At 30.2% G+C, this 25,822-nt stretch carries 28 protein-coding genes; 20 read left to right on the plus strand and 8 right to left on the minus strand.

All coding sequences use genetic code 11. From position 1 onward, the window contains the following. Positions 1 to 32 precede the first annotated feature (32 nt). The 9 genes from JAO71_RS02455 to JAO71_RS02495 all read left to right on the plus strand — a co-directional run bounded on the left by JAO71_RS02455 (position 33) and on the right by JAO71_RS02495 (position 9,704). A complete protein-coding gene (locus tag JAO71_RS02455; RefSeq protein ID WP_202998596.1) occupies positions 33 to 2,405 on the plus strand; it encodes a heavy metal translocating P-type ATPase in 2,373 nt (790 codons plus the stop codon). Between the two features lie 220 nt (positions 2,406 to 2,625). After that, positions 2,626 to 2,820, plus strand: coding sequence for a cbb3-type cytochrome oxidase assembly protein CcoS (ccoS, locus tag JAO71_RS02460; protein WP_028291037.1), 195 nt, complete (start codon positions 2,626 to 2,628; stop codon positions 2,818 to 2,820). A 2-nt stretch (positions 2,821 to 2,822) separates the two neighbouring features. Then, entirely contained in the window at positions 2,823 to 5,021 is a 2,199-nt protein-coding gene (gene ccoN / locus JAO71_RS02465) for a cytochrome-c oxidase, cbb3-type subunit I (protein ID WP_116822990.1), read from the plus strand. 6 nt (positions 5,022 to 5,027) lie between these two features. Beyond that, positions 5,028 to 5,219 (plus strand): cytochrome c oxidase subunit IV, encoded by a 192-nt coding sequence (locus JAO71_RS02470; protein WP_028291035.1) that lies wholly within the window; start codon positions 5,028 to 5,030, stop codon positions 5,217 to 5,219. Continuing rightward, entirely contained in the window at positions 5,216 to 6,184 is a 969-nt protein-coding gene (locus tag JAO71_RS02475; protein WP_202998597.1) for a cbb3-type cytochrome c oxidase N-terminal domain-containing protein, read from the plus strand. Before JAO71_RS02470 ends, JAO71_RS02475 begins: the two co-directional genes overlap by 4 nt. Positions 6,185 to 6,194: 10 nt before the next feature. Continuing rightward, positions 6,195 to 7,619 carry a cytochrome c oxidase accessory protein CcoG gene (gene ccoG / locus JAO71_RS02480; protein WP_028606324.1) on the plus strand — a complete coding sequence of 475 codons (1,425 nt, stop codon included), beginning with the start codon at positions 6,195 to 6,197 and terminating at the stop codon, positions 7,617 to 7,619. An 11-nt stretch (positions 7,620 to 7,630) separates the two neighbouring features. After that, on the plus strand, positions 7,631 to 8,077 hold the full coding sequence (locus JAO71_RS02485) for a FixH family protein (protein WP_028291032.1): 447 nt from the start codon (positions 7,631 to 7,633) through the stop codon (positions 8,075 to 8,077). Continuing rightward, the gene (locus tag JAO71_RS02490; protein WP_116822988.1) at positions 8,077 to 8,778 is read left to right on the plus strand and encodes a sulfite exporter TauE/SafE family protein; all 702 of its coding nucleotides are present in this window, start codon (positions 8,077 to 8,079) and stop codon (positions 8,776 to 8,778) included. Before JAO71_RS02485 ends, JAO71_RS02490 begins: the two co-directional genes overlap by 1 nt. Before the next feature lie 98 nt (positions 8,779 to 8,876). After that, complete coding sequence (locus tag JAO71_RS02495) at positions 8,877 to 9,704, plus strand: universal stress protein (RefSeq protein WP_202998598.1); 828 nt, start codon at positions 8,877 to 8,879, stop codon at positions 9,702 to 9,704. Positions 9,705 to 9,709: 5 nt separating this feature from the next. Here JAO71_RS02495 and JAO71_RS02500 read toward each other — a convergent pair whose 3' ends face one another. The 5 genes from JAO71_RS02500 to hemN form a co-directional block, all read right to left on the minus strand. Further along, complete coding sequence (locus tag JAO71_RS02500) at positions 9,710 to 10,339, minus strand: hypothetical protein (RefSeq protein ID WP_202998599.1); 630 nt, start codon at positions 10,337 to 10,339, stop codon at positions 9,710 to 9,712. A 5-nt stretch (positions 10,340 to 10,344) separates the two neighbouring features. Further along, positions 10,345 to 10,776, minus strand: coding sequence for a hypothetical protein (locus JAO71_RS02505; RefSeq protein WP_028291029.1), 432 nt, complete (start codon positions 10,774 to 10,776; stop codon positions 10,345 to 10,347). After that, positions 10,742 to 11,641 (minus strand): universal stress protein, encoded by a 900-nt coding sequence (locus tag JAO71_RS02510; RefSeq protein ID WP_202998600.1) that lies wholly within the window; start codon positions 11,639 to 11,641, stop codon positions 10,742 to 10,744. Before JAO71_RS02510 ends, JAO71_RS02505 begins: the two co-directional genes overlap by 35 nt. Before the next feature lie 132 nt (positions 11,642 to 11,773). After that, a complete protein-coding gene (locus tag JAO71_RS02515; protein ID WP_028291027.1) occupies positions 11,774 to 12,610 on the minus strand; it encodes a universal stress protein in 837 nt (278 codons plus the stop codon). A gap of 86 nt (positions 12,611 to 12,696) precedes the next feature. Then, entirely contained in the window at positions 12,697 to 14,061 is a 1,365-nt protein-coding gene (hemN, locus tag JAO71_RS02520; RefSeq protein ID WP_202998601.1) for an oxygen-independent coproporphyrinogen III oxidase, read from the minus strand. A gap of 204 nt (positions 14,062 to 14,265) precedes the next feature. On the opposite strand from hemN, the gene JAO71_RS02525 reads away from it, so the two are divergent. Further along, complete coding sequence (locus tag JAO71_RS02525; protein ID WP_202998602.1) at positions 14,266 to 15,429, plus strand: DUF748 domain-containing protein; 1,164 nt, start codon at positions 14,266 to 14,268, stop codon at positions 15,427 to 15,429. Between the two features lie 8 nt (positions 15,430 to 15,437). On the opposite strand, the gene JAO71_RS02530 is transcribed toward JAO71_RS02525, so the two are convergent. Then, entirely contained in the window at positions 15,438 to 16,097 is a 660-nt protein-coding gene (locus JAO71_RS02530) for an HAD family hydrolase (RefSeq protein ID WP_202998603.1), read from the minus strand. 102 nt (positions 16,098 to 16,199) lie between these two features. Here JAO71_RS02530 and JAO71_RS02535 point away from each other — a divergent pair, with 102 nt between their 5' ends. The 10 genes from JAO71_RS02535 to JAO71_RS02580 all read left to right on the plus strand — a co-directional run bounded on the left by JAO71_RS02535 (position 16,200) and on the right by JAO71_RS02580 (position 22,999). Beyond that, positions 16,200 to 16,979, plus strand: coding sequence for a M90 family metallopeptidase (locus JAO71_RS02535; RefSeq protein WP_116822982.1), 780 nt, complete (start codon positions 16,200 to 16,202; stop codon positions 16,977 to 16,979). Positions 16,980 to 17,035: 56 nt separating this feature from the next. After that, the gene (locus tag JAO71_RS02540; protein ID WP_028291023.1) at positions 17,036 to 17,668 is read left to right on the plus strand and encodes a Crp/Fnr family transcriptional regulator; all 633 of its coding nucleotides are present in this window, start codon (positions 17,036 to 17,038) and stop codon (positions 17,666 to 17,668) included. A gap of 69 nt (positions 17,669 to 17,737) precedes the next feature. Beyond that, positions 17,738 to 18,535 (plus strand): sulfite exporter TauE/SafE family protein, encoded by a 798-nt coding sequence (locus tag JAO71_RS02545; protein ID WP_028291022.1) that lies wholly within the window; start codon positions 17,738 to 17,740, stop codon positions 18,533 to 18,535. Between the two features lie 116 nt (positions 18,536 to 18,651). After that, positions 18,652 to 20,067 carry an MBL fold metallo-hydrolase gene (locus JAO71_RS02550; RefSeq protein WP_202998604.1) on the plus strand — a complete coding sequence of 472 codons (1,416 nt, stop codon included), beginning with the start codon at positions 18,652 to 18,654 and terminating at the stop codon, positions 20,065 to 20,067. 123 nt (positions 20,068 to 20,190) lie between these two features. Beyond that, the gene (locus JAO71_RS02555) at positions 20,191 to 20,550 is read left to right on the plus strand and encodes a rhodanese-like domain-containing protein (protein WP_236011141.1); all 360 of its coding nucleotides are present in this window, start codon (positions 20,191 to 20,193) and stop codon (positions 20,548 to 20,550) included. A 30-nt stretch (positions 20,551 to 20,580) separates the two neighbouring features. Then, entirely contained in the window at positions 20,581 to 20,850 is a 270-nt protein-coding gene (locus JAO71_RS02560) for a heavy-metal-associated domain-containing protein (protein WP_054851264.1), read from the plus strand. 11 nt (positions 20,851 to 20,861) lie between these two features. Continuing rightward, positions 20,862 to 21,860 carry a c-type heme family protein gene (locus JAO71_RS02565; protein ID WP_202998605.1) on the plus strand — a complete coding sequence of 333 codons (999 nt, stop codon included), beginning with the start codon at positions 20,862 to 20,864 and terminating at the stop codon, positions 21,858 to 21,860. Positions 21,861 to 21,872: 12 nt separating this feature from the next. Further along, positions 21,873 to 22,169, plus strand: a complete 297-nt coding sequence (gene trxA / locus JAO71_RS02570; RefSeq protein WP_202998606.1) for a thioredoxin — start codon at positions 21,873 to 21,875, stop codon at positions 22,167 to 22,169. Then, on the plus strand, positions 22,169 to 22,750 hold the full coding sequence (locus JAO71_RS02575; RefSeq protein ID WP_202998607.1) for a methyltransferase domain-containing protein: 582 nt from the start codon (positions 22,169 to 22,171) through the stop codon (positions 22,748 to 22,750). The genes trxA and JAO71_RS02575 overlap by 1 nt, the downstream gene beginning before the upstream one ends. Positions 22,751 to 22,849: 99 nt before the next feature. After that, a complete protein-coding gene (locus JAO71_RS02580) occupies positions 22,850 to 22,999 on the plus strand; it encodes a hypothetical protein (RefSeq protein ID WP_202998608.1) in 150 nt (49 codons plus the stop codon). Positions 23,000 to 23,081: 82 nt separating this feature from the next. Here JAO71_RS02580 and JAO71_RS02585 read toward each other — a convergent pair whose 3' ends face one another. Continuing rightward, positions 23,082 to 23,645, minus strand: coding sequence for a fused DSP-PTPase phosphatase/NAD kinase-like protein (locus JAO71_RS02585; RefSeq protein WP_202998618.1), 564 nt, complete (start codon positions 23,643 to 23,645; stop codon positions 23,082 to 23,084). 55 nt (positions 23,646 to 23,700) lie between these two features. Beyond that, positions 23,701 to 25,803 carry a TonB-dependent receptor domain-containing protein gene (locus tag JAO71_RS02590; RefSeq protein WP_236011143.1) on the minus strand — a complete coding sequence of 701 codons (2,103 nt, stop codon included), beginning with the start codon at positions 25,801 to 25,803 and terminating at the stop codon, positions 23,701 to 23,703. Positions 25,804 to 25,822 lie beyond the last annotated feature (19 nt).

Here is a 25,822-nt window from a genome sequence, read left to right on the forward strand (position 1 = left end):
GTAACCTTTGTTACAGGTAAAAAGAGCAAATTATGGATTATAAAGTATGTTATCATTGTGGAGATAATTGTACAGAAACCACTATTATTTTAGAAGATAAACCCTTTTGTTGTCAAGGTTGTAAAACAGTTTATGAGATTTTGTCAGAAAGCGATTTAACGTGTTATTATGACCTACAGTCTTCTCCAGGCGCTATTCCAAAAGAAATTGAAGGTAAATACGATTTTTTATCTCAAGAAAAAATTATTGAAAAGTTAGTCGAGTTTTCAGATGATAAAACTCAGATTGTAACACTTTATATTCCGCATATACATTGTAGTTCTTGTATTTGGATTTTAGAAAACCTCAATAAATTAAATACAGCCATAACTTTATCGCAAGTTAATTTTGGAAAAAAAACAGTAAGAGTTTCTTACAATACCGAAGCATTTTCGCTTAAACAATTGGTCCTTCTATTAAGCTCAGTTGGTTATGAGCCATATATTAGTTTAGACGATTATGAAACAGGTCAAGAAAACGTAAATCGTAGTTTAATTTACAAACTAGGTGTCGCAGGATTTGCTTTTGGAAATGTTATGTTTTTGTCGTTTCCGGAGTATTTTGAGGTTAACGAGTTTTGGTTAGAACAATACAAACATGTTTTTAGATGGGTAATGTTTGCGTTTTCATTACCTGTAGTGTTTTATGCTGCACAGGATTATTTTGTATCAGCTTACAAAGCAATAAAAACTAAAATATTAAACATTGATATTCCTATAGCTCTTGGTATAGTTGTTTTATTTATAAGAAGTACTGCCGAAATAGCTTTAGACCTTGGTTCTGGTTTTTTTGATAGTCTAACAGGATTAGTTTTCTTTTTATTATTAGGAAAGTTTTTTCAGCAAAAAACCTATTCTTTTTTATCCTTTGAGCGTGACTACAAGTCCTATTTTCCTATTGCAATTACTAAAATAACCAATGGTTTAGAAACACCTGTTCAGGTATATGATATCCAAAAAGGAGATCGACTTTTAATAAGAAATCAAGAGTTGATACCTGTTGATGGTATTTTAATTAACGGAAACGCTAAAATAGATTACAGCTTTGTAACAGGAGAGTCTGAAGCTGTAAAAAAACAATCTGGAGATAAGTTATTTGCTGGTGGTAAGCAAACCTCAGGAGTTATTGAAATGGAAGCTATTAAGTCTGTTGAACAAAGTTATTTAACGCAATTATGGAGTAATGATGTATTTAATAAAAACAAAGAGGATGGATTTACAACGTTAACTAATGCTATTAGTAAACGTTTTACAATAGCAGTTTTAAGTATTGCATTTATTGCTACAATAGTATGGTTATTTTTAGATAGTAGTAAAGCTTTAAATGTATTTACAGCGGTTTTAATTATTGCATGTCCTTGTGCAATTGCTTTATCTGCACCTTTTACTTTTGGGAATTTATTACGAATTTTAGGAAAGAAAAAATTCTACTTAAAAAATGCATCAGTTTTAGAGCAATTAGCACATGTTGATACATTAATTTTTGATAAAACAGGAACTATAACTTCTAACAAAAAAAGTGATGCTCAATATGAAGGTTTACCATTAAACCAAACGGAAGAAACATTACTTAAAAATACTTTAAGAGGATCTAATCATCCTTTAAGTAGAAGTTTATATGATATTTTAAAGGAAAATGCTATTGTTACTTTAGATAGTTTTGAAGAACACTTAGGACAAGGTATTGAAGCGACTCATAATACTAACCACATTAAAATAGGGTCTGCTAAATTTGTAGGTTTTAAAACCGAAACAGCTATACTAAATACAGCTGTACATATTAGTACTAATGATAGTTATAAAGGTAAATTTACTTTTTATAACAGTTATCGTAAAGGCTTATCAAAGTTGTTTAATACTTTAAAAAAGCATTATGATTTAGTGATTCTTTCGGGAGATAATGAAGGCGAATTAGAAAACTTGAAAAAACTACTTCCAGCAAAAACAAAGTTACTTTTTAATCAAAAACCAGATGATAAGCTAGAGTATATTAAATACCATCAATCTGAAGGAGCTAAAGTGTTAATGGTTGGAGACGGTTTAAACGATGCTGGAGCTTTGGCACAAAGTAATGTTGGTATAGCAATATCCGAAAATGTTAATGTGTTTTCGCCTGCTTGTGATGCCATTTTAGATGCAAGTAAGTTTAATCAGTTAGATCAATATATTAAGGCTTCTAAAAGTGCTATAAAAATTATAAAATGGAGCTTTGTATTGTCTTTTTGTTACAATGTTGTGGGATTATATTTTGCGGTTACTGGTCAATTAGCTCCTGTTATAGCTGCTATTTTAATGCCTTTAAGTTCTATTAGTATTGTAGTGTTTACAACATTAGCTACAAATTTGATTGGACGACGATTGCAGTAGGTTTTAAAGTAGAAAAACAGTCTCCATTAGTAGAAGAAACGTTTAGAGTTAGGGCATAAGTTTCGGTATGAAAAAACGACTTATGGCTGTATTTCCGCGAAAGCGAAAAACAATCTTAAAATAATCTTAATTTTTTTTGATAAATCTGCTTAAACATGATAAATGTCATCTTTTAAAAAGCCCTTCTAATTTACTTTTGTAACATAACTTCTTAATAGGTATGAGTGTTATTTATATTTTACTTACGGTCAGTGTCATAGTGGCAATAGGCTTTTTTGCAGCGTTTATTCTGGCTGTTAAAAATGGACAATTTGATGATGGGTATACACCATCTGTACGTATGCTTTTTGATGACGAATTGGTTAAAAGCAAACACACACTAACAAAAAACAATAAAAAGACTAATCACAATTAATTATGGAAATGCAGCAATTTTATTACGATAACAAGATCGTTAAAAAGTTTCTTTATGCTACTATGCTCTGGGGAGTTGTAGGTATGCTTGTAGGGCTTATTTTAGCGTTCATGTTTTTATTCCCAAACATGACTGATGGGATTTCATGGCTAAGCTTTGGTCGTTTAAGACCGTTACACACTAATGCAGTAATTTTTGCATTTGTTGGTAATGCTATTTTTGCAGGAGTGTATTACTCGACGCAACGTTTACTTAAGGCTAGAATGTATAGCGATTTATTAAGTAATATTAATTTTTGGGGTTGGCAGTTAATTATTGTTGGTGCTGCTATTACATTACCTTTAGGTTATTCTACTTCAAAAGAATATGCAGAACTTGAATGGCCTTTTGATATTGCTATTGCTTTAATTTGGGTAGCTTTTGGAGCTAATTTAATTGGTACAATGCTAAAACGTCGTCAACGTCATTTATATGTTGCGATTTGGTTTTACATAGCAACGTTTGTAACGGTTGCAGTTTTACATATTTTTAATAGTTTAGAGATGCCTGTAAGTTTTACAGGAATGAAAAGTTACTCGGTTTACGCAGGTGTACAAGATGCCTTAGTACAATGGTGGTATGGTCATAATGCGGTTGCGTTTTTCTTAACGACTCCATTTTTAGGGTTAATGTACTACTTTGTGCCTAAAGCAGCAAACAGACCTGTTTACTCTTACAGATTATCTATTGTACACTTTTGGTCTTTAATATTTATATATATATGGGCTGGACCACACCATTTATTATATACCGCTTTACCAGAATGGGCTCAGAATTTAGGAGTTGCATTTTCAGTAATGCTACTAATGCCATCTTGGGGAGGAATGATAAATGGGTTATTAACACTTCGTGGTGCTTGGGATAAAGTACGTGTTGATCCTGTACTTAAATTTATGGTAGTAGCTATTACTGGTTATGGTATGGCAACCTTTGAAGGACCAATGTTATCGCTTAAAAATGTAAATGCAATTGCACACTTTACAGATTGGATTATTGCACACGTACACGTTGGTGCATTAGCATGGAATGGGTTTTTAACTTTTGGTATGATTTATTATCTAGTACCAAAATTATTTAAAACTAAATTATACTCTTTAGCATTGGCTAACCTTCACTTTTGGATAGGAACTTTAGGTATTATCATGTATGCATTACCAATGTACGTAGCTGGATTTACACAAGCTAGTATGTGGAAGCAATTTAATCCAGATGGAAATATAAAATACGGTAATTTCCTTGAAACAGTAACCGAGATTATGCCAATGTATTGGATGCGTGCTATTGGAGGAACATTGTATTTAACAGGAATGCTAATTTTAGTATTTAACGTTATTCAAACTATAAGAAAAGGAAGCACTGTTGAAGATGAACTAGCAGAAGCTGCTGCATTACAACGTGTGTCTAAAAAACGTGTCGCTGGAGAAGGATGGCACACCTGGTTAGAACGTAAACCAATTAGATTAACAATTGGAGCAACTATAGCTATTTTAATTGGTGGTGTAGTGCAAATTGTACCAACTATAATGGTTAAGTCTAATATTCCAACAATTAGTAGTGTTCAACCTTATTCGCCTTTAGAATTAGAAGGTCGTGATATTTATATACGTGAAGGTTGTGTTGGGTGTCACTCGCAAATGGTACGTCCTTTTAGAAGTGAGGTAGAGCGTTATGGCGAGTACAGTAAAGCAGGAGAGTTTGTCTATGATCATCCATTTTTATGGGGAAGTAAACGTACTGGACCAGATTTACATCGTGTAGGAGGAAAGTACTCAGATAACTGGCACTTTAACCACATGTACGATCCTCAAGCGATGAATAAAAAGTCAATTATGCCAAGATATCAATGGTTAATTGAAGATGAACTTGATAAATCTCAAATTGAAGATAAAATGAGAGTTATGGTGTCGTTAGGTGTACCATATACAGAAGAAGATATTGCTAATGCTAAAGCAGAAATGTTAGCACAAGGAACACAAATAGAGAAAAACCTATACACAGATCCTGATTTTGCAAAGTCTTATGAAGCTAGTAAGAAAAAAGGTGGAGATGATTTTGTAGAAATGAGAAACAGAGAGATTGTTGCTGTAATAGCTTACCTGCAACGTCTGGGAACAGATATTAAAGTAGAACAAACAGAAGAAGAAACAACAGTACAAAACTAAACTATCATGTTAAAATTTGTAAAAAATCATTTAGAAAGTATTACTGGTGTAGAGATATATCCAATCCTTTCATTACTTATATTCTTTGGCTTTTTTGTAGTACTTTTTTGGTGGGTTATTACTGCCAAAAAAGACTACATCACTAAAGTAAGTAATATTCCATTAGAATTAGATAACCAAAACGAAACCGAAATATGAAAAATTTATTCCCATCATACATCAGAGTTCCTGTAGTGTTTTTTATCATCTTCGGAATGGTAGAGTATTTTGTTGACTCTGGTGATAAACCTGCTTTTTTAGAGTACCCAATAATAATGTTGTTTTTATTATTAATACTATTTGTATTAATAGCAATTGAAGGTATTGTTGGAGCTATTGAAAGTGTTTTGTTTCAAAGTTTAGACGAAGCTGGTAAAGCACGTTACATAGCAAATGCTTCAAAAGTACCACAGTTTAAAAAACTTAAAGCATTATATGCTAAACTTAAAGGAGATGAAACACCTATTGAGGAAGAACACGAAATTATTTTAGATCATAATTATGACGGAATAAAGGAGTTAGATAATAATTTACCACCTTGGTGGCTATATTCTTGGTATGCTTCAATGGTTTTTGCTGCAATTTATTTATTCAATTTTCATGTTACAGGAAGCTCAGATACTCAGTATGAAGAATTAGATAATGAGTATGCTCAAGCTAAAATTGAAATTGAAGCTTATAAAAAGACTGCCAAAAACTTAGTTGATGTAAACTCGGTTGTTTTACTAACAGATGCTGCAGATTTATCAAATGGTAAGAAAATATTTGGAGCTAACTGTGTGGCATGTCACATGGCTGATGGAGGAGGAGGAATTGGACCAAATCTAACAGATAAATATTGGATATTAGGAGGAGACATTAAAAGTGTGTTTAGAACAATATCTGAAGGAGGTCGATCTGGAAAAGGAATGATCTCTTGGAAAAAAGAAGGTTTAAAACCAGTCGAAATGGCTCAAGTAGCAAGTTATGTATTGTCTTTACAAGGTACAACGCCTGCAAGTCCTAAAGATCCAGAAGGAGACATTTGGCAACCAGAAGATACAGAGGATACAACAACACCAACTGAAACAATTGAAACTACTGAAGATTTAGAAATAGAAGAGTCTGTTTCAATGAATAATTAAATAAAAACAAATGGAAGCTCCAGATAACGAGAGTTTTAGAGACTCGATTGCAACAATTAATGAAGACGGTAAACGCGCTTGGATTTTTCCTAAAAAACCAAGTGGTAAGTTTTATGACTACAGGAAAATTGTAAGTTATGTTTTATTAGCCTTTTTATTTGCAGCTCCATTTGTTAAAATTAATGGTAATCAGTTTTTGCTATTCAATGTATTAGAGCGTCGTTTTAATATTTTTGGATTTCCGTTTTGGCCTCAAGATTTTCACTTGTTTGTCATCTCAATGATTATTGGTGTTGTTTTTATAACCTTATTTACAGTTGCTTTTGGTCGTATATTTTGTGGATGGATTTGTCCTCAAACTATATTTCTAGAAATGGTATTTAGACGTATAGAATATTGGATAGATGGAGACAGAGGTGCACAAATGAAGCTTAAACGCTCTAAATGGACACCACAAAAAATAAGAAAACGCCTTTTAAAACATACTATTTTTGTAATTATTTCATTTTTAATAGCTAATGTGTTTTTAGCGTATTTAATTGGTAGTGATAAATTATTAAATTATGTAACAGAAGGTCCTTTTAAGCACTTATCTACATTATTTCCATTATTAATATTTACTGGATTATTCTACTTTGTGTTTTCATGGTTTAGAGAGCAAGTCTGTATTATAGCTTGTCCTTATGGACGTTTACAAGGTGTACTTTTAGATAACAAATCAATAATAGTAGCTTATGACCATAAAAGAGGAGAAGGAGAAAACGGTCGAAAAAAATTCCGTAAAAACGAAGACAGAGCAGCTTTAGGACATGGAGATTGTATAGATTGTATGCAATGTGTAAATGTCTGTCCAACTGGTATAGATATTAGAAATGGAACACAGTTAGAATGCGTTAATTGTACAGCTTGTATTGACGAGTGTGATACAATTATGGATAAAGTTGGGTTGCCTAAAGGGCTAATCCGTTATGCTAGCGAGGACAATATAGAGAAAAAAGAACCTTTTAAACTCACAACACGTCTTAAAGCATATATCGTAGTTTTAGTCATATTAACAGGCGTTTTATTTGCAATGCTTCAATTACGTAATGATGTAGAAGCAAGAGTACTTAGATTGCCTGGTCAATTATACGAGCATAAAGAGAATAACATTATAAGTAACGTGTTTACCTATAAATTGGTTAATAAAACAACACAACAAATTGAAAATGTTAGCTTCAAATTGCAAGATTATCAAGGTACTATCAAATTGGTGTCTGCCGACCATAGTTTTGTGGTTCCTGAGCAAGGATTAGCAGAAGGAACGTTGTTTATAGAGTTAAATGAAAACGATTTAAAAGGAGATAAAACCAAATTAACTATACAAGTTTATAGTGGACAGAAATTAATAGAAACCACAACAGTTAACTTTTTAGGACCAAGAAGCTATAATTAAAACACAGTATTATGAAATTAAATTGGGGAACAGCAGTCGTAATAGCATTTATATTATTTATAAGCTTTATCATGTACTTTGTAATAGCCATGAATACAGACAAAAGTCTAGATCATGACTTGGTAAATGATAATTATTACAAACAAGAGTTAGAATATCAAAACGATATTAATAAAGAAAAAAATGCTAAAACTTTAGCATCTAAATTAACTTGGGAAAAAACACCAGAAGGTATGCAAATACACTTCCCTAAAGAGTTGGATTATAAAACAATAAAAGGACAAGTGTTCCTATACAGACCATCTAATAAGCAATTAGACTTCAATACCACAATTTTGTTGTCTAACCACACTTTGCTCATACCTGACAATCGTTTGTTAGATGGTCGTTGGAACCTTAAAATAGATTGGTCTTATAACAACAATAACTACATGTTTAAAGATCAAATACAATACTAATGTTATTAACAGCATTCATATTTGGATTATTAGGAAGCTTTCACTGCGTTGGTATGTGTGGTCCAATAGCCTTTATGTTGCCTGTTGACAGAAGTAATTCAATTAAAAAAATATCACAAATAACAGCTTATCACATTGGTCGTTTATTAGCCTATACTATTATTGGTCTAATTTTCGGGCTAATAGGTAAAAGCTTGTATATATTTGGATTACAACAAAAATTGTCCATCATAATTGGTGTGTTAATGATTGTTGTTATTGTGTTTCCATATAAAAAAATAGGTCAAAACTTTATAGTAAAACCTATTTATAAAGCAGTAGGTTTTGTAAAAAAACAAATGGGACAAGCCTTAAAAAAGAAAACAGCAGACACATTTTTAACCATTGGTTTTTTAAACGGATTTTTACCCTGTGGATTAGTTTATATGGCAGTTTTTGGAGCCATAGCTACAGGTACAGCTTGGCAAGGAGGTCTGTACATGTCTTTTTTTGGTCTAGGTACCATACCTTTAATGACCACAGCAATTTACTTAGGTAAATTTTTAAATGCACAAGTTAAACAACGTATTCAAAAAGCCATTCCTGTGTTTATAGTCGTTATTGGAATATTATTTATTTTACGTGGTTTAGGGTTAGGTATACCTTATATATCGCCAAAGCCTGTCGTAGAAATGGTTAGTAGCGCAATAGATTGCCATTAAAAAAATAACGCTTTCGCGGAAATTTTGCCAGGCAGCTAAAAACTTATAATTTAATTGTAAATTAGAGGAAGCTAAATAATTTTTAATTCTGTATTTAAATGAAAAACATAATATTACTTACCGATTTTTCCAATAGTTCAAAAAATGCAATGCACTACGCATTACAGTTATTTGCCAACCAAACCATAAATTTTCATTTGGTATACGTGCATAAAGCTTCTGCATTTACTTCAGCAGATTTAATGACTACAGGTAATGATAATTTATATGCTTCAATAGTAAAATCACCAAAAGAAGATTTAGAAGATTTAGTCGTAAGGCTTAAAAATTCATTTAAAAATAAAAAACATACATATACAACACATATAGATTTTGATGTGTTTACAGATGCAGTCAATCAATTAGTAGACACTAAAAAGATAGATTTAATTGTAATGGGTACTAATGGTGTAACAGGTGCAGATGAGGTTGTTTTTGGTAGTCATACGCTAAACGTTATTAGAAAAGTGATTTGTCCTACATTAATAATACCTAAAGATTTTAAATTTATTAAACCTAATAATGTATTATTACCTTTAGATTTAAAAGACCAATTAACAGCGCAACGTTTAAAAAATATTGTAAATGTAATAGGTGAAGGTAATGGACATTTTCATGTATTACGCATCAATCAAGATAATACAGATGTAACCTTTGATGATCAAGCAGTTTTAAAGCAATTATTACAAGATAGTCTTTACAATTATTACAATATATCAAATGTGCCAATGCATTACGTAATCGATACATATGTGCAAACAAATACTATAGATTTAGAAGTGTTTATAATCCAAAAAACAAGCTTTTTAGAACGCCTGTTTTCTGGATCACCAATTACTAAACACAGTAAGATTGCAGTAGTACCACTTTTTATATTACACGATTAAATAATTTAATTTAATGTCGGTATTATTTGGTCTTCTTCTAAAACGGAAAGTAATAATTTTGCGTATTGATTTATAATTTTACTGCTATTTTCAGGGTCAATAATATCTATATAACCTTTCCAAACTAAGGTTCTGTCTTTTGTTGGACATAAACAGTACACTGATGTTTCTGCATTGTATACTTGATATTCTTTATAATTATCAGGATTAAAATATTGATCTTGATACATTAAATAATCATCCTTAAACTTGTTATGATTTAACATTTGAAAATTTTTCTTGTATTGTATTTTGTTTTTTATAGCAGCTACTTTAGTAAATATGACAGCATCATAACCTTGGGTTAAAAGTTGATTTTCTATGACTTTTAACTCAGTTTCTGTACGTTCTTTTTCTAAAAAAGCAGTATCAAATTTAGTTAAGCTTGTATTAGCCTCTAAGCCTCTTAAAGTTAATTGAGTTTGTATTTTTTTTTCAAATTTTTCTCTGACTTCAGTATCTTTTGTAAGCCCTATAACTAAAACTTTGTTTAAGCTATAGTCATTGGCTTCGGGACTAATCCAATGTTCTTTTAACTTAGTAGATGCACAATTTAAAAAAGTTAAGCTAAGTAAAACTATAATTAATTTTCTCATGTTTTTTACAATTTAGGATCTTGTTTATCAGTTTTCATTAAGTCTTTTACTAATTTAAAAATTTCAAATTTCACAGCTTTATAATCGTAAAAAAACTGACTTATGGTTTTAGTAAATTCAACATGATTTGTTTTGTATTGTTGTTCTTTATCAAGCTGGTCAATACCATCAACCATTATACTTAGTTGATTTTCATGGGTTGTTAAGTCTGTAATTAATTTGTGATTACCTCTTTTAGTACGTTGTAAAGCAGTTGCTGCATTTTGTGCTTTAATATAAATGTCATCGTTGCTTATTTTTTGAGAGTAATCTGATATTAGATCTTCTAAAAAAAGTTGTTCATCTTTAATAAAATGTAATTCAGATAACCATGTTTTTGTCATTTCGTGCATACGATCTGCACTATACCATTGTGTTGTTGTGTGTTGTGTTTTCATGATGTATAGGTGTTTTAGGATTAGTGTTAATTTTTATTATTTCAGGAATTATTAAAAACGGAATATGAGGCTTAATTCCTATTTTTTTTATAACAGGTTCATGTATTATTCGTTTAACAATGTTGTGTTTATAGTTTACCATTATAAGTAGATCTATACTTAGTTTTTCAATACACTCGTTAATTATGGTTTCTTTTTTATTGTAATTATTAATAGAGTGGTAATGGGTTTCAATACTATTAAATCCTTGTTTTAGGACAGATAAATTATACTTCTGAATTTTATTTAAAGATTTGTTTCCCTTAATATTTAAAACTCTTAAAGTAGCACTATGCTCGATGGTTATTTGTTTGATTAAGTTAATTTCATTTTCACTATAAAACCTATTTAAATCAGTAGGAAATAACACTTCTTTTATAGGTTGATGATTATAATTATCAGGTATTATAAATATTGGACTGTTGGTTATTGTATCCATTATATATTTGGTAGTAGTTCCAAATAAATTTGGTTTATGCTTACAAGTCTGTTTTGTACCCATAATAATTTTATGAATAGGATACTTTTTTAAGCAAGATTTAATGGCTTTTGGTAAGCTTAAAAACTCGTTTAACGTTTCAAAACTGTGTAGTTTGTTTGAGTAGTTTTTTAAAATTTGTTCTTTAAAATCTTGTAATTGAATACTTGATTGTTCAATGATGCTTTTTAAAGTGAACGTAGGTATGTTTTCAATTGTTGAGGGCTTTAAAGGGTGTGTATGTAATAAATAAAATTTACAGACTTGAGTCTTATAGTATTGTAATATATATACAATAGCATTCCATGAATTTTTAGAAAAATCTGTAGGTATTAATATATGTTTCATAACTATCAATTTTAAGGTTTACTTAAAGTTAATAGATTAATATCTTAAAAAACATGATATATATTAGGTTTAATAAAAAAGCCTCTTACAATTTAATTGCAAGAGGCTTAGGGTTTTATATGTAATAGGTTTTTAATCTATTCTAAATGTGATAACAGGTAATGCTGCATGATTTGCAATATCCTCAGAGATGCTTCCACTTAAAAAGTGACTAAATCCTGTACGTCCATGTGTTGCAATAGCTATGGCGTCCGCTCCAGTAACGTTAGCGTAACTAAGCACACCTTTTTCAACGCTATAATCTGAAATAAAATCTACTTCTGATAATTTATCTAAATTACCATCTGCTTTTTGTAAAAAGTTAACGACAATTTGTTCCATTTCTGAAGTACTGTTAAAGTTTTCTCCAGGAGTGTTAATATATACTAGGTGCATGTTTGAACCTAATGTGTCAAATAATTGACTAGCCTTTAAATATGGATTGATACTACTTTCTGTAAAGTCTGATGCAAATACAACGTTATCAAAACTTAAAGCTGTTGGTTTGTTTTTTATTACAAGAACAGGTACTTCTGCATTTCTAACAACTTTTTCTGTGTTAGAACCAACAAAGATTTCTTTTAAACCGCTTGAACCATGAGATCCCATAACAATTAAGTCAGCACTATGCTCTTTAGCAACCTCGTTAACTTCGCTAAAAACTTTAAAATGTTTAACAATTGGTACAACTGTAACGTCTTTCAAAAAATCTTGCTCTAAAAATTCATTAAAACGTTTTTCGGCTAATTTTAATAAGAATAATGTTTCAGATTCTATTTCAGACTCACCTTGTGTTAATATAGTTTCAGAAATTTCTAACATATGTAAAGCTAAAATTTCTGCATTATATTTTTTGGCTAGTATTGCAGCAGTTTCTAATGCAAAATTTGAGTGATCAGAAAAGTCTACTGGTACAATTATTTTTTTCATATTAAGTTGTTTTTTTGGTTTTGTATTATATCTTAAATTTAATAAATCTAAAGTCCAATGATTAGTTTTTATAATTACTTTAACAGCTAAACTGTCATTGAAAATAGTTGTGTTTCTGGTTTGTTACGTTGCAACAGTACATCAAAAGCCATACAGATATTACGTACAAAAGGTTTCCCTTTTTCTGTAATTATTATTTGTTGTGATTCAAAAATTAATAAACCGTCGTCTTGCATTTCTTTTAACTTATAAATAATTTCTGGTAAGTCTTTAAAATTTAAGTCTTCAGCAATCCAATTTGTTTCAAAATTACACATTAAATTTAAAATGTGTTGTCTAATTATTAAGTCTTCTTGATTTAAAATATGACCTCTATATACAGGTATGCAGTTGTTTTCCAATAGGTCGTAATAAGACTCAATACTTTTTACATTTTGTGCAAAAGCATACCAACTATCACTTATAGAAGACACTCCAAGACCAATCATTACTTTAGTTTTAGAGGCAGTGTAACCCATAAAATTGCGATGCATGGTTTTGGATTGGCTAGCTTTATAAAGTGCGTCTGTTGGTAAAGCAAAATGATCCATACCAATATCATGATAGCCAGCTTCTGTTAATAATTGTTTTCCTAATTGGTATTGGTTTTGTTTGCTTTCAGCTGAAGGTAAATCGTTGTCATTAAAACCACGCTGACCATTGCCTTTAATCCAAGGGACATGTGCATAACTATAAAATGCAATGCGATCTGGTAGTAGTGCTTTAGTTTTAGTAATAGTTTCTTTTACATGGGCTTCTGTTTGAAAAGGTAACCCAAAAATAATATCATGACTAATGGATGTATAACCAATCTCACGTGCTAATTGTGTGACTTGTTTTACATTTTCAAATGGTTGAACACGATGTATTGCTTTTTGTACTTTTGGATTATAATCTTGTACACCAAAACTAACACGATTAAAACCTAGATTATATAAAGTTTGTAAATGATTTTTAGTTGTATTATTAGGATGACCTTCAAAACTAAACTCATAATTTTCAGCAAGAATAGCATGATGTTTTATACTATTAATTAATAGTTTTAAATTTTCTGAAGCAAAAAAAGTAGGAGTTCCACCTCCAAGATGAAGCTCTTTTATTACAGGTTTTTCAACCAATAAATCACAATATAATTGCCACTCTTTTATAATTGCTTTTATGTATGGTATTTCTACATCGTGACGTTTAGTTATTCGTTTGTTACAACCACAAAACGTACAAAGACTTTCGCAAAAAGGAAGGTGTATGTATAAACTAATACCTTCAGTGCTATTGCTTTGGTCAAATGCTTTTTTTAAATTTTGTTTCCATTGTTTTAATGAAAAAGCTTCTGGATCCCAATACGGAACTGTCGGATAGCTAGTATATCTAGGACCAGAAACATTATATTTATTGACTAACGAGACGCACATATATTTTTTATTTATACTTCAAAATTAGGTGGTTTTAATAAAGTAGTATATGACAAATATCATGTCTTTAAATTTTGTCTTTTCAATTTGAAATAGCTTTTCAAAGTCTATTAATGTTAATTTAAAACTAATTAGATTGCTGTTATAACGATAATTCTTACATTTATTTTATTCAAAAAAAATAACAATAAGACTCCCAAACATTTGAAAACTAAAAAACCAGCATACAAGAAAAAAAGATACCTTTTACCTTTACTAGTTTTATTAATATTATTAGCAGTAAGACTGTACTTACCAACGTATGTGAAAAATTATGTAAACAAAGTTTTAGCCGATATACCAGGTTATTATGGAGAGGTAAAAAGTATAGATATTTCACTTATAAGAGGTGCTTATGTTATTAACGGATTGTACTTAAATAAAGTAGATGCCAATACACAAGTTCCGTTTTTAAATTTCCCAAAATCAGATATTTCAGTAGAGTGGAAGTCTATTTTTGATGGTAAAGTAGTTGCTGAAATTATTATGAGTAATCCAGAGGTTATTTATGTTTTTGAAGACCAGCAATCCACACCAAAAGATGGATTACCAGAAGTAGAAGATTGGACAAAAGCTTTAACAGACTTGGTGCCATTAAAGATTAATCATTTTCAAGTGCATAATGGTAAAGTTGCTTTTGTACAATTATCTGCAGAGCCTAATGTAGATTTATCCATAAGTAAACTAGAGTTATCAGCAGATAATTTACGTAATGTTATAGAGAAGGAGCGCATACTACCGTCACCAATTACTGCAACAGGAGTATCCTTTGGAGGAGGACAAGTCCAATTAAACGGAAATGTAAACATTATAAAAGAAATTCCTGATATGGATTTAGCATTTTCACTTGAAAAAGCTAATGCTACAGCATTAAATGATTTTACAAATTATTATGCAGGAATTGATTTTGAAAGTGGCACAGTAGAGCTGTTTAGTGAAGTCGCTATTGCAGATGGATACATAAAAGGTTATATGAAACCACTATTAACAGATAGTAAATTAATAGGAAAAGAAGATGGGTTTTTGGAAACCCTTTGGGAAGGTTTAGTAGGCTTTTTTAAGTTTGCCCTTAAAAATCAAAAAACTGATACATTAGCAACCCAAATACCAATTGAAGGAGATTTAAATAATGTAGAAACTGGTGTTTGGACAACTATTGGTGGTATTTTTAAAAATGCTTGGATTAAAGCTTTTAAAGGTGAAACTGACGATACAATTAATTTTGATGATGCTATTGATGGTGCAGATCAATTAACCAAAGAAGAAAAAAGAGAAGCACGACAAGCAGCTAGAGAAGAAAGACGTCAGGCACCTAAAAATGAAGACTAATTAAAGTCTTACAATTTTAAATTTTTTAAATAGTCAGAATCTATAATATTAAGGTCGTTAACTACAACATCAGCTTGACTGTAATCTTGGTTTTTAGAGTGTAAACTATTATATCCTATACAAAAACTACCAGCAGCTTTAGCAGCTTTAATTCCGTTTGTAGAGTCTTCAATAACAATACATTTGTCTTGACTATAACCAGCTAATTTAGCAGCTTTTTCAAATATTTCAGGATGAGGTTTAGAGGCTTTTAAATCTGCTCCACTAATTTTAGCTTTAAAATATTGGTCTAATTCAAAACGTGTAAAGACTTTGTTTATAGTTCCCATGGAAGCTGATGAGGCTAAAACTAAGGTAATTCCGTTATGGTGATAATCCTTAATAATATTTAAAACACCATCAATTAATTTTAAACTGGGATCACTATGGAACAATCCCGAAAAAATGTCACGTTTACAAAGCATTAATTCTTTTGGGTCGTTTTTTAAACCAAAAACATCACATAATTTTTTACAAACATTAATAGTAGATTGTCCTGTTGTAGACTCGTATAATGCTTTTGAAACTTCAATATTAAATTGATCAAACATTAAAAAATAGGCTTTTTTATGTAAAGGTTCAGTGTCCACAATAACACCATCCATATCAAATAATACTGCTTTAACCATTTGTTTTTTTATTTAATGCGAATATACTTATTATCAGCTTTTTTACACACTATATTTTTTTCTAAGTCGTAATTGCAATATTTTGCAGTACAATTTTAAAATATGATCTACTTATTTGTTTTTATAGTATTTGTTGGACTAGTTGCGTACGCATTTTATCTAATGAAGCCTAAAGCTCTCAAACAATTCCCTAAACATTGGCATAAATTATTGTTAGACAATGTCTTGTTTTATAAAAAGCTATCTGCTAAAAATCAAGCAGTTTTTAGACAACGTATGTTATTGTTTTTGAGCGAGGTAAATATAGATGCAGTTAACACAACTATTGAAGATATAGATAAAGTATTATTAGCCTCAAGTGCTATCATACCAGTATTTGGATTTAAGGAGTGGAGTTACAATAATCTATCTGGTATCATTGTTTACCCAGATAAGTTTAATGCAGATTTACAATTTTCCAACCAAGACAAGGATAAAAAAATATTAGGTATGGTTGGGAATGGTCGTTTTGATAAACAAATGATTTTATCCCAAAAAGCCATCAGACATGCTTTTTTAAATAAAACAGATAAACATAATACTCCAATTCACGAATTTGTGCATCTTTTAGACAAAATGGATGGAGATACAGACGGAATTCCAGAGTATTTTTTAGGTAAAGCATACATACAACCTTGGTTAACTTTAATGCATAAAGAAATGGAAGCAATTAATAATGATCAATCTGATATCAGAAAATATGGAGGAACAAGCCAAGCAGAATTTTTTGCTGTAGCTTCAGAGTATTTTTTTGAAAGACCCAAATTATTTAAACAAAAACATCCAGAGTTATTTAATATGCTTTCCATGTGTTTTCAGCAATCTAAAGCTGTTAAAAATTGATTTATCAAGCAGTTTTACTATAACTATTGGTTAACTTTACAATTAAAATTATTAATATGTTAGAGCAGTTACAGCAACACTATGGGTATTTGTTTGAAGATGAATTGATTCAAGAAATAAATAATGTTGGGACATATAAAGATATATCTGAAGGTTTTAAATTAATTGAAATTGGAGACTACATCAAGTCTATGCCACTTTTAGTTAGTGGAGCAATTAAAATTTTAAGAGAAGATAAAGATGGTGACGAGTTAATTTTGTACTTTATAGAACAAGGTGATACCTGTGCTATGACATTATCTTGCTGTTTAGGAAATTCTAAAAGTGAAATAAGAGCTATTGCAGAAACAGACACCAAATTAATTATGGTTCCGGTAGCTAAAATGGAGGAGTGGTTAGGTAAGTACAAAAGTTGGAGACAATTTGTATTGCAAAGCTATCATAATCGTATGTCAGAACTGCTTGAGGCTATTGATACTATTGCATTTTTGAAAATGGACAAACGTCTGTTTAAATATCTAAAAGACAAAGCAATGGTTAATCATAACGAGTTAATACACGTTACACATCAAGAAATTGCTAGAGATTTACATACCTCTAGAGTTGTTATTTCTAGGCTTTTAAAAACATTAGAGCTTGAGGGTAAAATTGAATTACATCGAAATAATATCAAAGTTATAGATTTATAATTATGTAACTTATGTTACTATATATGCTAATTAGGATAATTACTTTTGACTAAATAAATTATAAAATTAATGGATTTACAGCAAGTAGTTACCTATCTAGGAGCCTTTATAATTGGAGGTATACTAGGATTGATTGGTGGTGGTGGTTCTATCTTAACAGTACCATTATTGGTATATTTTTTAGGATTTAACCCAATAATAGCCACTGCATATTCATTATTTGTAGTAGGATCCTCTTCTTTGGTAGGTGTTATACAAAAACACCAAAAAAAATTAGTAGATTTTAAAACAGGCTTAGCATTTTCTTTTCCATCCTTTTTAGCAGTATATTTATCTAGACGTTTTTTAGTACCTGCTATACCAGAAAACCTTTTTACAATAGGTGGTTTTATAGTAACAAAAGCTATGGCTATCATGATATTTTTTGCTTTAATTATGTTTATAGCAGCTTTTTCAATGATTAAAACCAAAAAAGAAGTTGTAAATCATAAAGCATCTCAACCATATTATAAAACTTTTATTCAAGGTATAATAATAGGTTTAATTACAGGCTTAATTGGTGCTGGAGGAGGGTTTTTATACGTGCCAGCATTAGTGCTTTGGGCTAATTTGGACATGAAAAAAGCGGTAGGTACATCTTTGGTAATAGTTGCAATAAACTCATTAATAGGATTTACAGGAGATGCTCAAACTTTGGATATTGATTGGTATTTTTTATTAAGTTTTTCATTATTAACAATTATTGGTATTTTAATAGGAGGCTATTTCTCTAAATTTGTATCAGGAAAAAAATTAAAAAAGAGTTTTGGTTGGTTTGTTTTAGTAATGTCTATTTACATTATTCTAAAAGAGCTAGTTTTAAAATAATGTAACAAAAGTTGCTGTACAAACTTAAAAACATTAGTAAATTTGAATAAATAAAGTAAAAAAGGGTTTGCTTTTTTAGATGCAAAACACTTTAATTACTATAAAATATAATCACAATGAAGGTAGAACAAATATATACAGGTTGCTTAGCACACGCTGCATATTATATAGAAAGTAACGGTGAAGCAGCAATAATAGACCCATTAAGAGAAGTACAGCCATATATTAACAAAGCTGAAGCAGATAATGCTAAAATCAAATATATTTTTGAAACACATTTTCATGCAGATTTTGTGTCTGGTCATTTAGATTTAAAAGCTAAATCTGGAGCTCAAATTGTATTTGGTCCAACAGCAAACCCATCTTATGATGCAATAATAGCAGAAGATGGTCAAATATTTGAAATAGGAGATTATAAAATAAAAGTAATACATACTCCAGGTCATACTATGGAAAGTACGACGTACCTTTTGATAGATGAAAATAATAAAGAACACGGAATCATAACAGGTGACACCTTATTTATTGGTGATGTTGGTCGTCCTGATTTAGCACAGAAAATAGCCTCAGATTTAACCCAAGAAAAGTTGGCAGGTTTTTTATACGATTCGCTTCGTAATAAAATCATGCCTTTAAGCGACGATTTAATCGTATATCCAAATCATGGCGCAGGTTCTGCTTGCGGTAAAAACATGAGTAAAGAAACTACAGATACTTTAGGCAATCAGAAAAAGGTTAATTATGCTTTACGTGCAAACATGAGTAAAGATGAATTTATTGCTGAGTTATTAGATGGTTTATCAGAGCCTCCAGCATACTTTCCTCAAAACGTTATGATGAATATTCAAGGTTATGAAAGCTTTGATAAAGTCATGACAAAATCACAAACACCATTAGCTCCAAAAGCTTTTGAAGCTGCAGCAAACGAAACAGAAGCCATTGTTTTAGATGTGCGCCACCAATCAGAATTTATTAAAGGTCACATACCACGATCTATTTTTATAGGTATTGATGGTGGATTTGCACCTTGGGTTGGTGCATTAATTGCAGACGTTAGTCAACCTATTTTACTAGTGGCTCCTGAAGGTAGAGAAGAAGAAGTTATTACACGTTTATCTCGTGTAGGTTTTGATAATGTTATTGGTTATTTAGAAGGTAGTTTTAAAGCATGGAAAGATTCTGGAATGGAGTATGATACCTTAACATCTATTTCTGCAGAAGAGTTTGCAAACAGATACCAAGAGAATAAAGACGTCATTTTTGATGTTAGAAAAGATGGAGAGTTTACAGCCGAACATGTTGATGGAGCTAAACATACTGCTTTAGACAATATTAATAGTCATTTAAGCCAGTTTCCTGAAGATAAACCTTTTTATGTACATTGTGCAGGTGGTTATCGATCTGTAATTGCTGCGTCAATTTTAAAAAGTAGAGGTATACATAATTTAATAGATGTAGCTGGTGGTTATGGAGCTATTAAAACAACAAATATTCCTAGAACAGACTTTGTTTGTCCATCTACATTAAAATAAAAAACTTAGTTTTTTTAGTTAGAAAAAGCGCGTATTACAATCTTGTAATACGCGCTTTTTATGTAACAAAAGTTACTAATAATACGTCCTGTATTTATTAATTTTATAGTAAATAAATTATAAATGAAACACATAATTATCATGTCAATATTTACAGCCCTTTTTGGTTCTAAAACATCAAATAACAATTATATTAAAGTATTAAGCGCTCAAGAGTTTAGAGCACAAATCACAAACAAAAATGTGCAGTTAATAGATGTTAGAACTCCAAAAGAATACAATTCAGGACATATTAAAAATGCAAAAAACATTGACTTTTTTTCAAGTAAATTTAATGCTCAATTCGATAAGTTAGATAAAGATAAAGCAATATATGTATACTGTAGAAGTGGTAGTAGAAGTAAGCAGGCTTCTAAAAAAATAGTTACCTTAGGTTTTAAAGAAATTTACGACTTAAAAGGAGGTTTTTTAAATTATAATTAGTTTCAAAAAAAAAATCAAAATACATAAAAAATGAAAACATCAATAATAGTACAAAATTTAAAATGTGGTGGTTGTGCAAACACAATTCAAACTAAATTATCTGAAATTGAAAATATATCAGATATTAAAGTAGATGTAGAGGCAAGTAAAGTTCAATTTAATTATACTAAAGAGGAAGATGCTTTTGCAGTGCAAGACAAATTAAAAGTTTTGGGCTACCCTTCAATAGAAGATACAAATAATATACTATCAAAAGCTAAATCTTTTGTTAGCTGTGCAACTGGCAAGCTTTCAAAATAATAAAAGTTAAAATGAAAAAAGTAATTGCATTTGGAGTATTAATAGTTGTGTTTTTTGGTTGTAAAAACACAAAAAATGAAGCTTATTCTGTATTTGACAAGCAAATGGAAGCTAATAAGCATCCAGAAAAAAAATTAATGGAAATTAATTGTTATACCTGTCACAGTCTATCTGCTAGTCAATCAGATAGGATTGGACCACCAATGATTGCTATTAAAAAGCATTACATTGACGAAAATACAACTAAAACACAATTTGTAGAAAATATGCAATCATGGATTAAAAATCCAAATGCACAAGATGCTAAAATGTATGGTGCAGTAAAACGTTTTGGTGTTATGCCTAAACAGTCCTTTCCAGAAGAAACTATTGCTAAAATTGCCGAGTATATGTTTGACTATGAAATTGATCAGCCAGAATGGTTTGAAAAACATTATAATGAAGAAAAAGGTGATTTTAAAAGTAATGGAAAAGGAAAAAAAAGTACTATTGATCAACAACAAGTCGAAAATAGTATAGAAGAGTTACCATACGCAGAAAGAGGTTTAAAATACGCCTTAACAACAAAAGCGGTATTAGGAAAAAATCTAATGGGTACTATTCAAAAAAAAGGAACTTTAGAAGCATTAGCTTTTTGTAATGAAAAAGCCTATCCATTAACGGATAGTATGTCTGTAGTGCATAATGCATCAATTAAAAGAGTGTCTGATAAACCAAGAAATCAAAATAATTTAGCAAATAAAAAAGAATTAACGTATATTAATTCTTTTAAAAACGATATTAAAAATAATACAGAACCAAAACCAATAGTTGATGTTTTAGAAGATAAAGTACAGGTTTATTATCCAATAAAAACAAACGCAATGTGCTTGCAATGTCATGGTAAACCAAATCAAGATATAAAAAGACCTATATTAAAGAGCCTTGCTAATTTATATCCTGATGATAAGGCTGTAGGTTATGATTTAAATCAAGTTAGAGGGATTTGGAGTATTAGTTTTGATAAATAAATGATATAAATAATGAGTAAATTTTCAGAAATAATCAATCAAGATCAACCAGTTTTAGTAGATTTTTATGCAGAGTGGTGTGGACCTTGTAAAACTATGAGTCCTATTTTAAAGGATGTAAAAGACAATTTAAAAGACCGAGTTTCGATTATTAAAATTGATGTAGATAAAAATCAAGAATTAGCATCTAAATATCAAGTTAGAGGAGTGCCAACATTATTACTATTTAAAAAAGGAAAACAAGTTTGGAGACAATCAGGTGTGCTTCAAAAAAAACAATTAATTGACGTTATAACTGCTACCTATTAATGGATTTAAGTGCAGATTTTTGGGATAATAGATATCAGTCCGATGATATTGGTTGGGATTTAGGAGAAGTTTCACCTCCTTTAAAAGCTTATTTTGACCAATTAACCAATTTGGATTTGAAAATTTTAATTCCTGGAGGAGGCAATAGCTATGAAGCAGAATACCTTTATGAAAAAGGTTTCAAAAATGTATATGTTGTAGATTTATCTAAAACAGCTTTAGAGAATTTTAAAAAAAGAGTGCCATCGTTTCCTACTTCAAATTTAATTTTAAATAATTTTTTTGATTTAAATCAGACGTTTGATCTAATTATAGAGCAAACCTTTTTTTGTGCTATTAATCCCAGTTTAAGAGCTGATTACGCAAAAAAAGTTTCAGAATTATTAAATGTTAATGGTAAAGTTGCAGGTTTATTATTTGATGCAGTTTTAAATACAACTCATCCACCATTTGGAGGTGATAAAACAGAGTATTTAGGCTATTTTAAACCTTATTTTAATATAAAGGTTATGAAGGAAGCGCATAACTCTATAAAACCAAGAGCTGGTCGAGAATTGTTCTTTATTTTTCAGAAAAAATAAAGGTCTAAAAAAGGTGTCACAAAACTGATATATGTCATATTAATTATGAAAGTACAGTAGTAATTTTACAGTATTAAATAACGATACAATTTTTACACTATGATACTTCAAAACATTGCATTATATAATTGGAACAACGGAGTAATTATGATTGCTATATTTGCTCTTGTTTGTTTAGGGCTTATTGGTTTATTAGTAAGCTCTATGACAAATAGTGACAGAGATAAAGAAGAGCCTAAAGAAAGGTAAATTAAAGGCTGAATAATATTTTTTATAAATAGATTAATTAAACTAAAAGGCTCGATAATTATTAAATCGAGCCTTTTTAGTTTTAATTGGTAGTTTTTAACTGCTTTTTGATGTCCTCAACATTTAAATGTTCTAGTAAATAAAGCAGATTTGGATACTTGTTTTCATGATAACCAAATTTTTTATTTCTAAATTCCTTAATTGCTTTTTCTTTACTCCAGTTTTCTATAACTATTCTGTATGCAGCAACCATTACTCCTGTTCGGTCAGAGCCATGCCAACAATGAATTAAAAGTGGTTTTTCAGCATTGTCAATATGTTGAATAACTTCTAAAATATCCTGTTCTGTAATTTGCTTTGTAGCTAATGGTATATGTTCTAATTGCAAATCAGTGCCTTTAGCTTTTTTAATGTCATTTCGTAATCTTCGTAAATTAACAATGGTTTTTATTCCTGAAGTATCTAATTCTATAAAACCTTTTTTACTTGGTTGTTCTGAACGATAAATAGAATCGTTGATACGATATAAATTGTCAAAGTTTTTAGATTTAATTTCAATATTATCATCTTGTTTTTCTCTGTCGTTTGTATTTTGTGCATAGCCAAAACTCACAAAAAGTGTAAATACAATTATTAATTTATTCATTCTTTTTTATTTTATAGTTTCGAATTAAAAAGAGTACTTTCTTCATTTTTTTCTATTAAAAAACATACTGTAAAAATGCTGAAAAGTTACGTCCAGGTTCTGTAATAGGTGTACGTCCAAAATCTGCTTGATTAGTAAAAGAGAAGTTTAAATGATTATTATAAGCTTCATCTAAAGCATTAATTACAGCAACACCTAAAGTAATATTCTTAACTGGCTTAACGCCAAAACGGATGTCTAAAGTTTGATAACCATGCGTTTCGGTTTCTCCAAAACTTCTAGAAATATTATCCTGTTTAGATACGATGTTATATTGTGCATTTCCCCAAAATTTTTCTTTCTGAAATCCTAAAACTAATTTGGTGTTAAAAGGAGGCGTTAAGGGTAATGACTCTGCTAAATCTTTGTTTTTAGCATAGACATAAGCAAATTCAGTTTTGAAGTAATAATCGTCTAAAAAATCGATTTCAGCCATAGCTTCAAATCCTGTTTTATAAGCTTCATTTATATTTTTAAATACTTTTACATTAGTTGGGTCTGAAGTAGGATTAAACTTTCTTGTTAATGTTGGATCTATAGCACCAACAATATAGTTTTCAAAAAAGGAATAATAAAAAGACGTTTCGTATTTAAAGCTATTAAATCCATTTTTTAATGGTTGTTTTCCTTTAAAGCCAATTTCAAATTGATTATTTACTTCAGCTTTTAAATTAGGGTTTCCTACATATTCATAAGGGTCTTGACCAACAGTAAAATGGTTAATAAAACGCTCAATCATATTAGCAGATCGCACACCACGTCCATAAGCAGTTTCCAGTGTAAAATTATTGGTTACTCTTTTTTTAATTGAAATGGTTCCGCTAACATTGTGTTCCGTTCGTCTTTTTAAGTCGTATAAAGCTTCAAAATCGGCTTCTGGATCTTGTATGTCTGAAGTTACATTGTCATAACGTAAACCTGCTGTAATAATGGTTTTAGGGTTAATTGAATACTTAGCTTCTGTAAAAATACCCAAATCTGTAATGTACGAATCTTGCCAAACCTTATCGTTAAACGTTATTGGAGTAGCTAGCATATTCCCATTCATAATTTTAATAATTCTAGTTCTGCCACCATCTCTAGCAACATGCATAGCATCTAAACCAGAAAATATATTTAGTTTTTCAAGCGGTTTCCAATTTAATTCTAATTTACCACCAATAGTTGTTGCATCTACCGCAGACGACGCTTCCATCATCATAAAGGACGGTCTGTTATTGTTTGTCATTAAGTGATCAACATAGCTATAATATCCTTTTGCAGTAAAAGATTTAAGGACGTTACCAATGTTATCCAATTTATAGTCTAAAGATAAAATACTGCTGTTATCAAAGTCAGTATCCATTGGTAAAGCTGCGTGTAAGACATCACGACCAAAAGATTGTCTCCAATGTGCTTGTAAACGTTGGTCTTCAGTAAAATTATACCCTAATTTGATGCCGTAATCTGTACTTTTAAAGGACGAGGGGATTTCTGTTCCATTACCGTCTTCATAATTTCCAAAATCTCTGTAACCAGCATTAGCTACAATATCATATTTTTCTTGAATGTATTGTAATTGTGCTAAATTGACTAATGAGCTTCCGTTGCTTTCATAACCACCAGATACTTTTCCGTGTATGCCATAATCTTCATAATCTGGTTTTTGTGTTACTAGATTAACAATACCTCCAAATGTAGCGCCATAACGCACAGTGTAAGGTCCTTTTATAATTTCAATTTTAGAAATTTCTTCAGGAATAATATGTGTTGTAATGGGATCCATTCTATTTGGACAAGCATGCATTGCTTTGGTGCCACCATCATATTGGATGTTTAATTGCTCATATTGAGATGCTCTAAACGATGGGTCTATAGCATAGTTACCTCTTTTTATTACCGAAAAACCATTGATGTTGTTAAACAAATCAGCAACATTTTTAGGTTGTACAATGTCTTTTTCATAATTATTAGAAACAATTGTTAATACAGGATCTGTGTTTAATTTTCCAGTAACAATAACTTCGTCTAATTTGTGTACTTTTTGATTTGTAGTGTCTTTTTTAGTTTCGTTTTGATCTTGACTAAAAGACATAGCTGTAATTAGCATGCATAAAAGCACGCTATATATTTTCTTCATTTATAGTAGTATTATATTT

The sequence above is a fragment of the Olleya sediminilitoris genome, assembly GCF_016785945.1.
GTDB lineage: Bacteria > Bacteroidota > Bacteroidia > Flavobacteriales > Flavobacteriaceae > Olleya > Olleya sediminilitoris.

Coding starts and splice junctions, on each gene's coding strand:
- JAO71_RS02555 (WP_236011141.1), top strand. CDS start 20,191: ATGAAACACATAATTATCATGTCAATATTTACAGCCCTTTTTGGTTCT.
- trxA (WP_202998606.1), top strand. CDS start 21,873: ATGAGTAAATTTTCAGAAATAATCAATCAAGATCAACCAGTTTTAGTA.
- ccoG (WP_028606324.1), top strand. CDS start 6,195: ATGGAAGCTCCAGATAACGAGAGTTTTAGAGACTCGATTGCAACAATT.
- JAO71_RS02565 (WP_202998605.1), top strand. CDS start 20,862: ATGAAAAAAGTAATTGCATTTGGAGTATTAATAGTTGTGTTTTTTGGT.
- JAO71_RS02475 (WP_202998597.1), top strand. CDS start 5,216: ATGAAAAATTTATTCCCATCATACATCAGAGTTCCTGTAGTGTTTTTT.
- JAO71_RS02495 (WP_202998598.1), top strand. CDS start 8,877: ATGAAAAACATAATATTACTTACCGATTTTTCCAATAGTTCAAAAAAT.
- JAO71_RS02500 (WP_202998599.1), bottom strand. CDS start 10,339: ATGAGAAAATTAATTATAGTTTTACTTAGCTTAACTTTTTTAAATTGT.
- hemN (WP_202998601.1), bottom strand. CDS start 14,061: ATGTGCGTCTCGTTAGTCAATAAATATAATGTTTCTGGTCCTAGATAT.
- JAO71_RS02485 (WP_028291032.1), top strand. CDS start 7,631: ATGAAATTAAATTGGGGAACAGCAGTCGTAATAGCATTTATATTATTT.
- JAO71_RS02550 (WP_202998604.1), top strand. CDS start 18,652: ATGAAGGTAGAACAAATATATACAGGTTGCTTAGCACACGCTGCATAT.
- JAO71_RS02545 (WP_028291022.1), top strand. CDS start 17,738: ATGGATTTACAGCAAGTAGTTACCTATCTAGGAGCCTTTATAATTGGA.
- JAO71_RS02585 (WP_202998618.1), bottom strand. CDS start 23,645: ATGAATAAATTAATAATTGTATTTACACTTTTTGTGAGTTTTGGCTAT.
- JAO71_RS02560 (WP_054851264.1), top strand. CDS start 20,581: ATGAAAACATCAATAATAGTACAAAATTTAAAATGTGGTGGTTGTGCA.
- JAO71_RS02455 (WP_202998596.1), top strand. CDS start 33: ATGGATTATAAAGTATGTTATCATTGTGGAGATAATTGTACAGAAACC.
- ccoN (WP_116822990.1), top strand. CDS start 2,823: ATGGAAATGCAGCAATTTTATTACGATAACAAGATCGTTAAAAAGTTT.
- JAO71_RS02505 (WP_028291029.1), bottom strand. CDS start 10,776: ATGAAAACACAACACACAACAACACAATGGTATAGTGCAGATCGTATG.
- JAO71_RS02515 (WP_028291027.1), bottom strand. CDS start 12,610: ATGAAAAAAATAATTGTACCAGTAGACTTTTCTGATCACTCAAATTTT.
- JAO71_RS02470 (WP_028291035.1), top strand. CDS start 5,028: ATGTTAAAATTTGTAAAAAATCATTTAGAAAGTATTACTGGTGTAGAG.
- JAO71_RS02575 (WP_202998607.1), top strand. CDS start 22,169: ATGGATTTAAGTGCAGATTTTTGGGATAATAGATATCAGTCCGATGAT.
- JAO71_RS02580 (WP_202998608.1), top strand. CDS start 22,850: ATGATACTTCAAAACATTGCATTATATAATTGGAACAACGGAGTAATT.
- JAO71_RS02540 (WP_028291023.1), top strand. CDS start 17,036: ATGTTAGAGCAGTTACAGCAACACTATGGGTATTTGTTTGAAGATGAA.
- ccoS (WP_028291037.1), top strand. CDS start 2,626: ATGAGTGTTATTTATATTTTACTTACGGTCAGTGTCATAGTGGCAATA.
- JAO71_RS02490 (WP_116822988.1), top strand. CDS start 8,077: ATGTTATTAACAGCATTCATATTTGGATTATTAGGAAGCTTTCACTGC.
- JAO71_RS02530 (WP_202998603.1), bottom strand. CDS start 16,097: ATGGTTAAAGCAGTATTATTTGATATGGATGGTGTTATTGTGGACACT.
- JAO71_RS02535 (WP_116822982.1), top strand. CDS start 16,200: ATGATCTACTTATTTGTTTTTATAGTATTTGTTGGACTAGTTGCGTAC.
- JAO71_RS02510 (WP_202998600.1), bottom strand. CDS start 11,641: ATGAAACATATATTAATACCTACAGATTTTTCTAAAAATTCATGGAAT.
- JAO71_RS02590 (WP_236011143.1), bottom strand. CDS start 25,803: ATGAAGAAAATATATAGCGTGCTTTTATGCATGCTAATTACAGCTATG.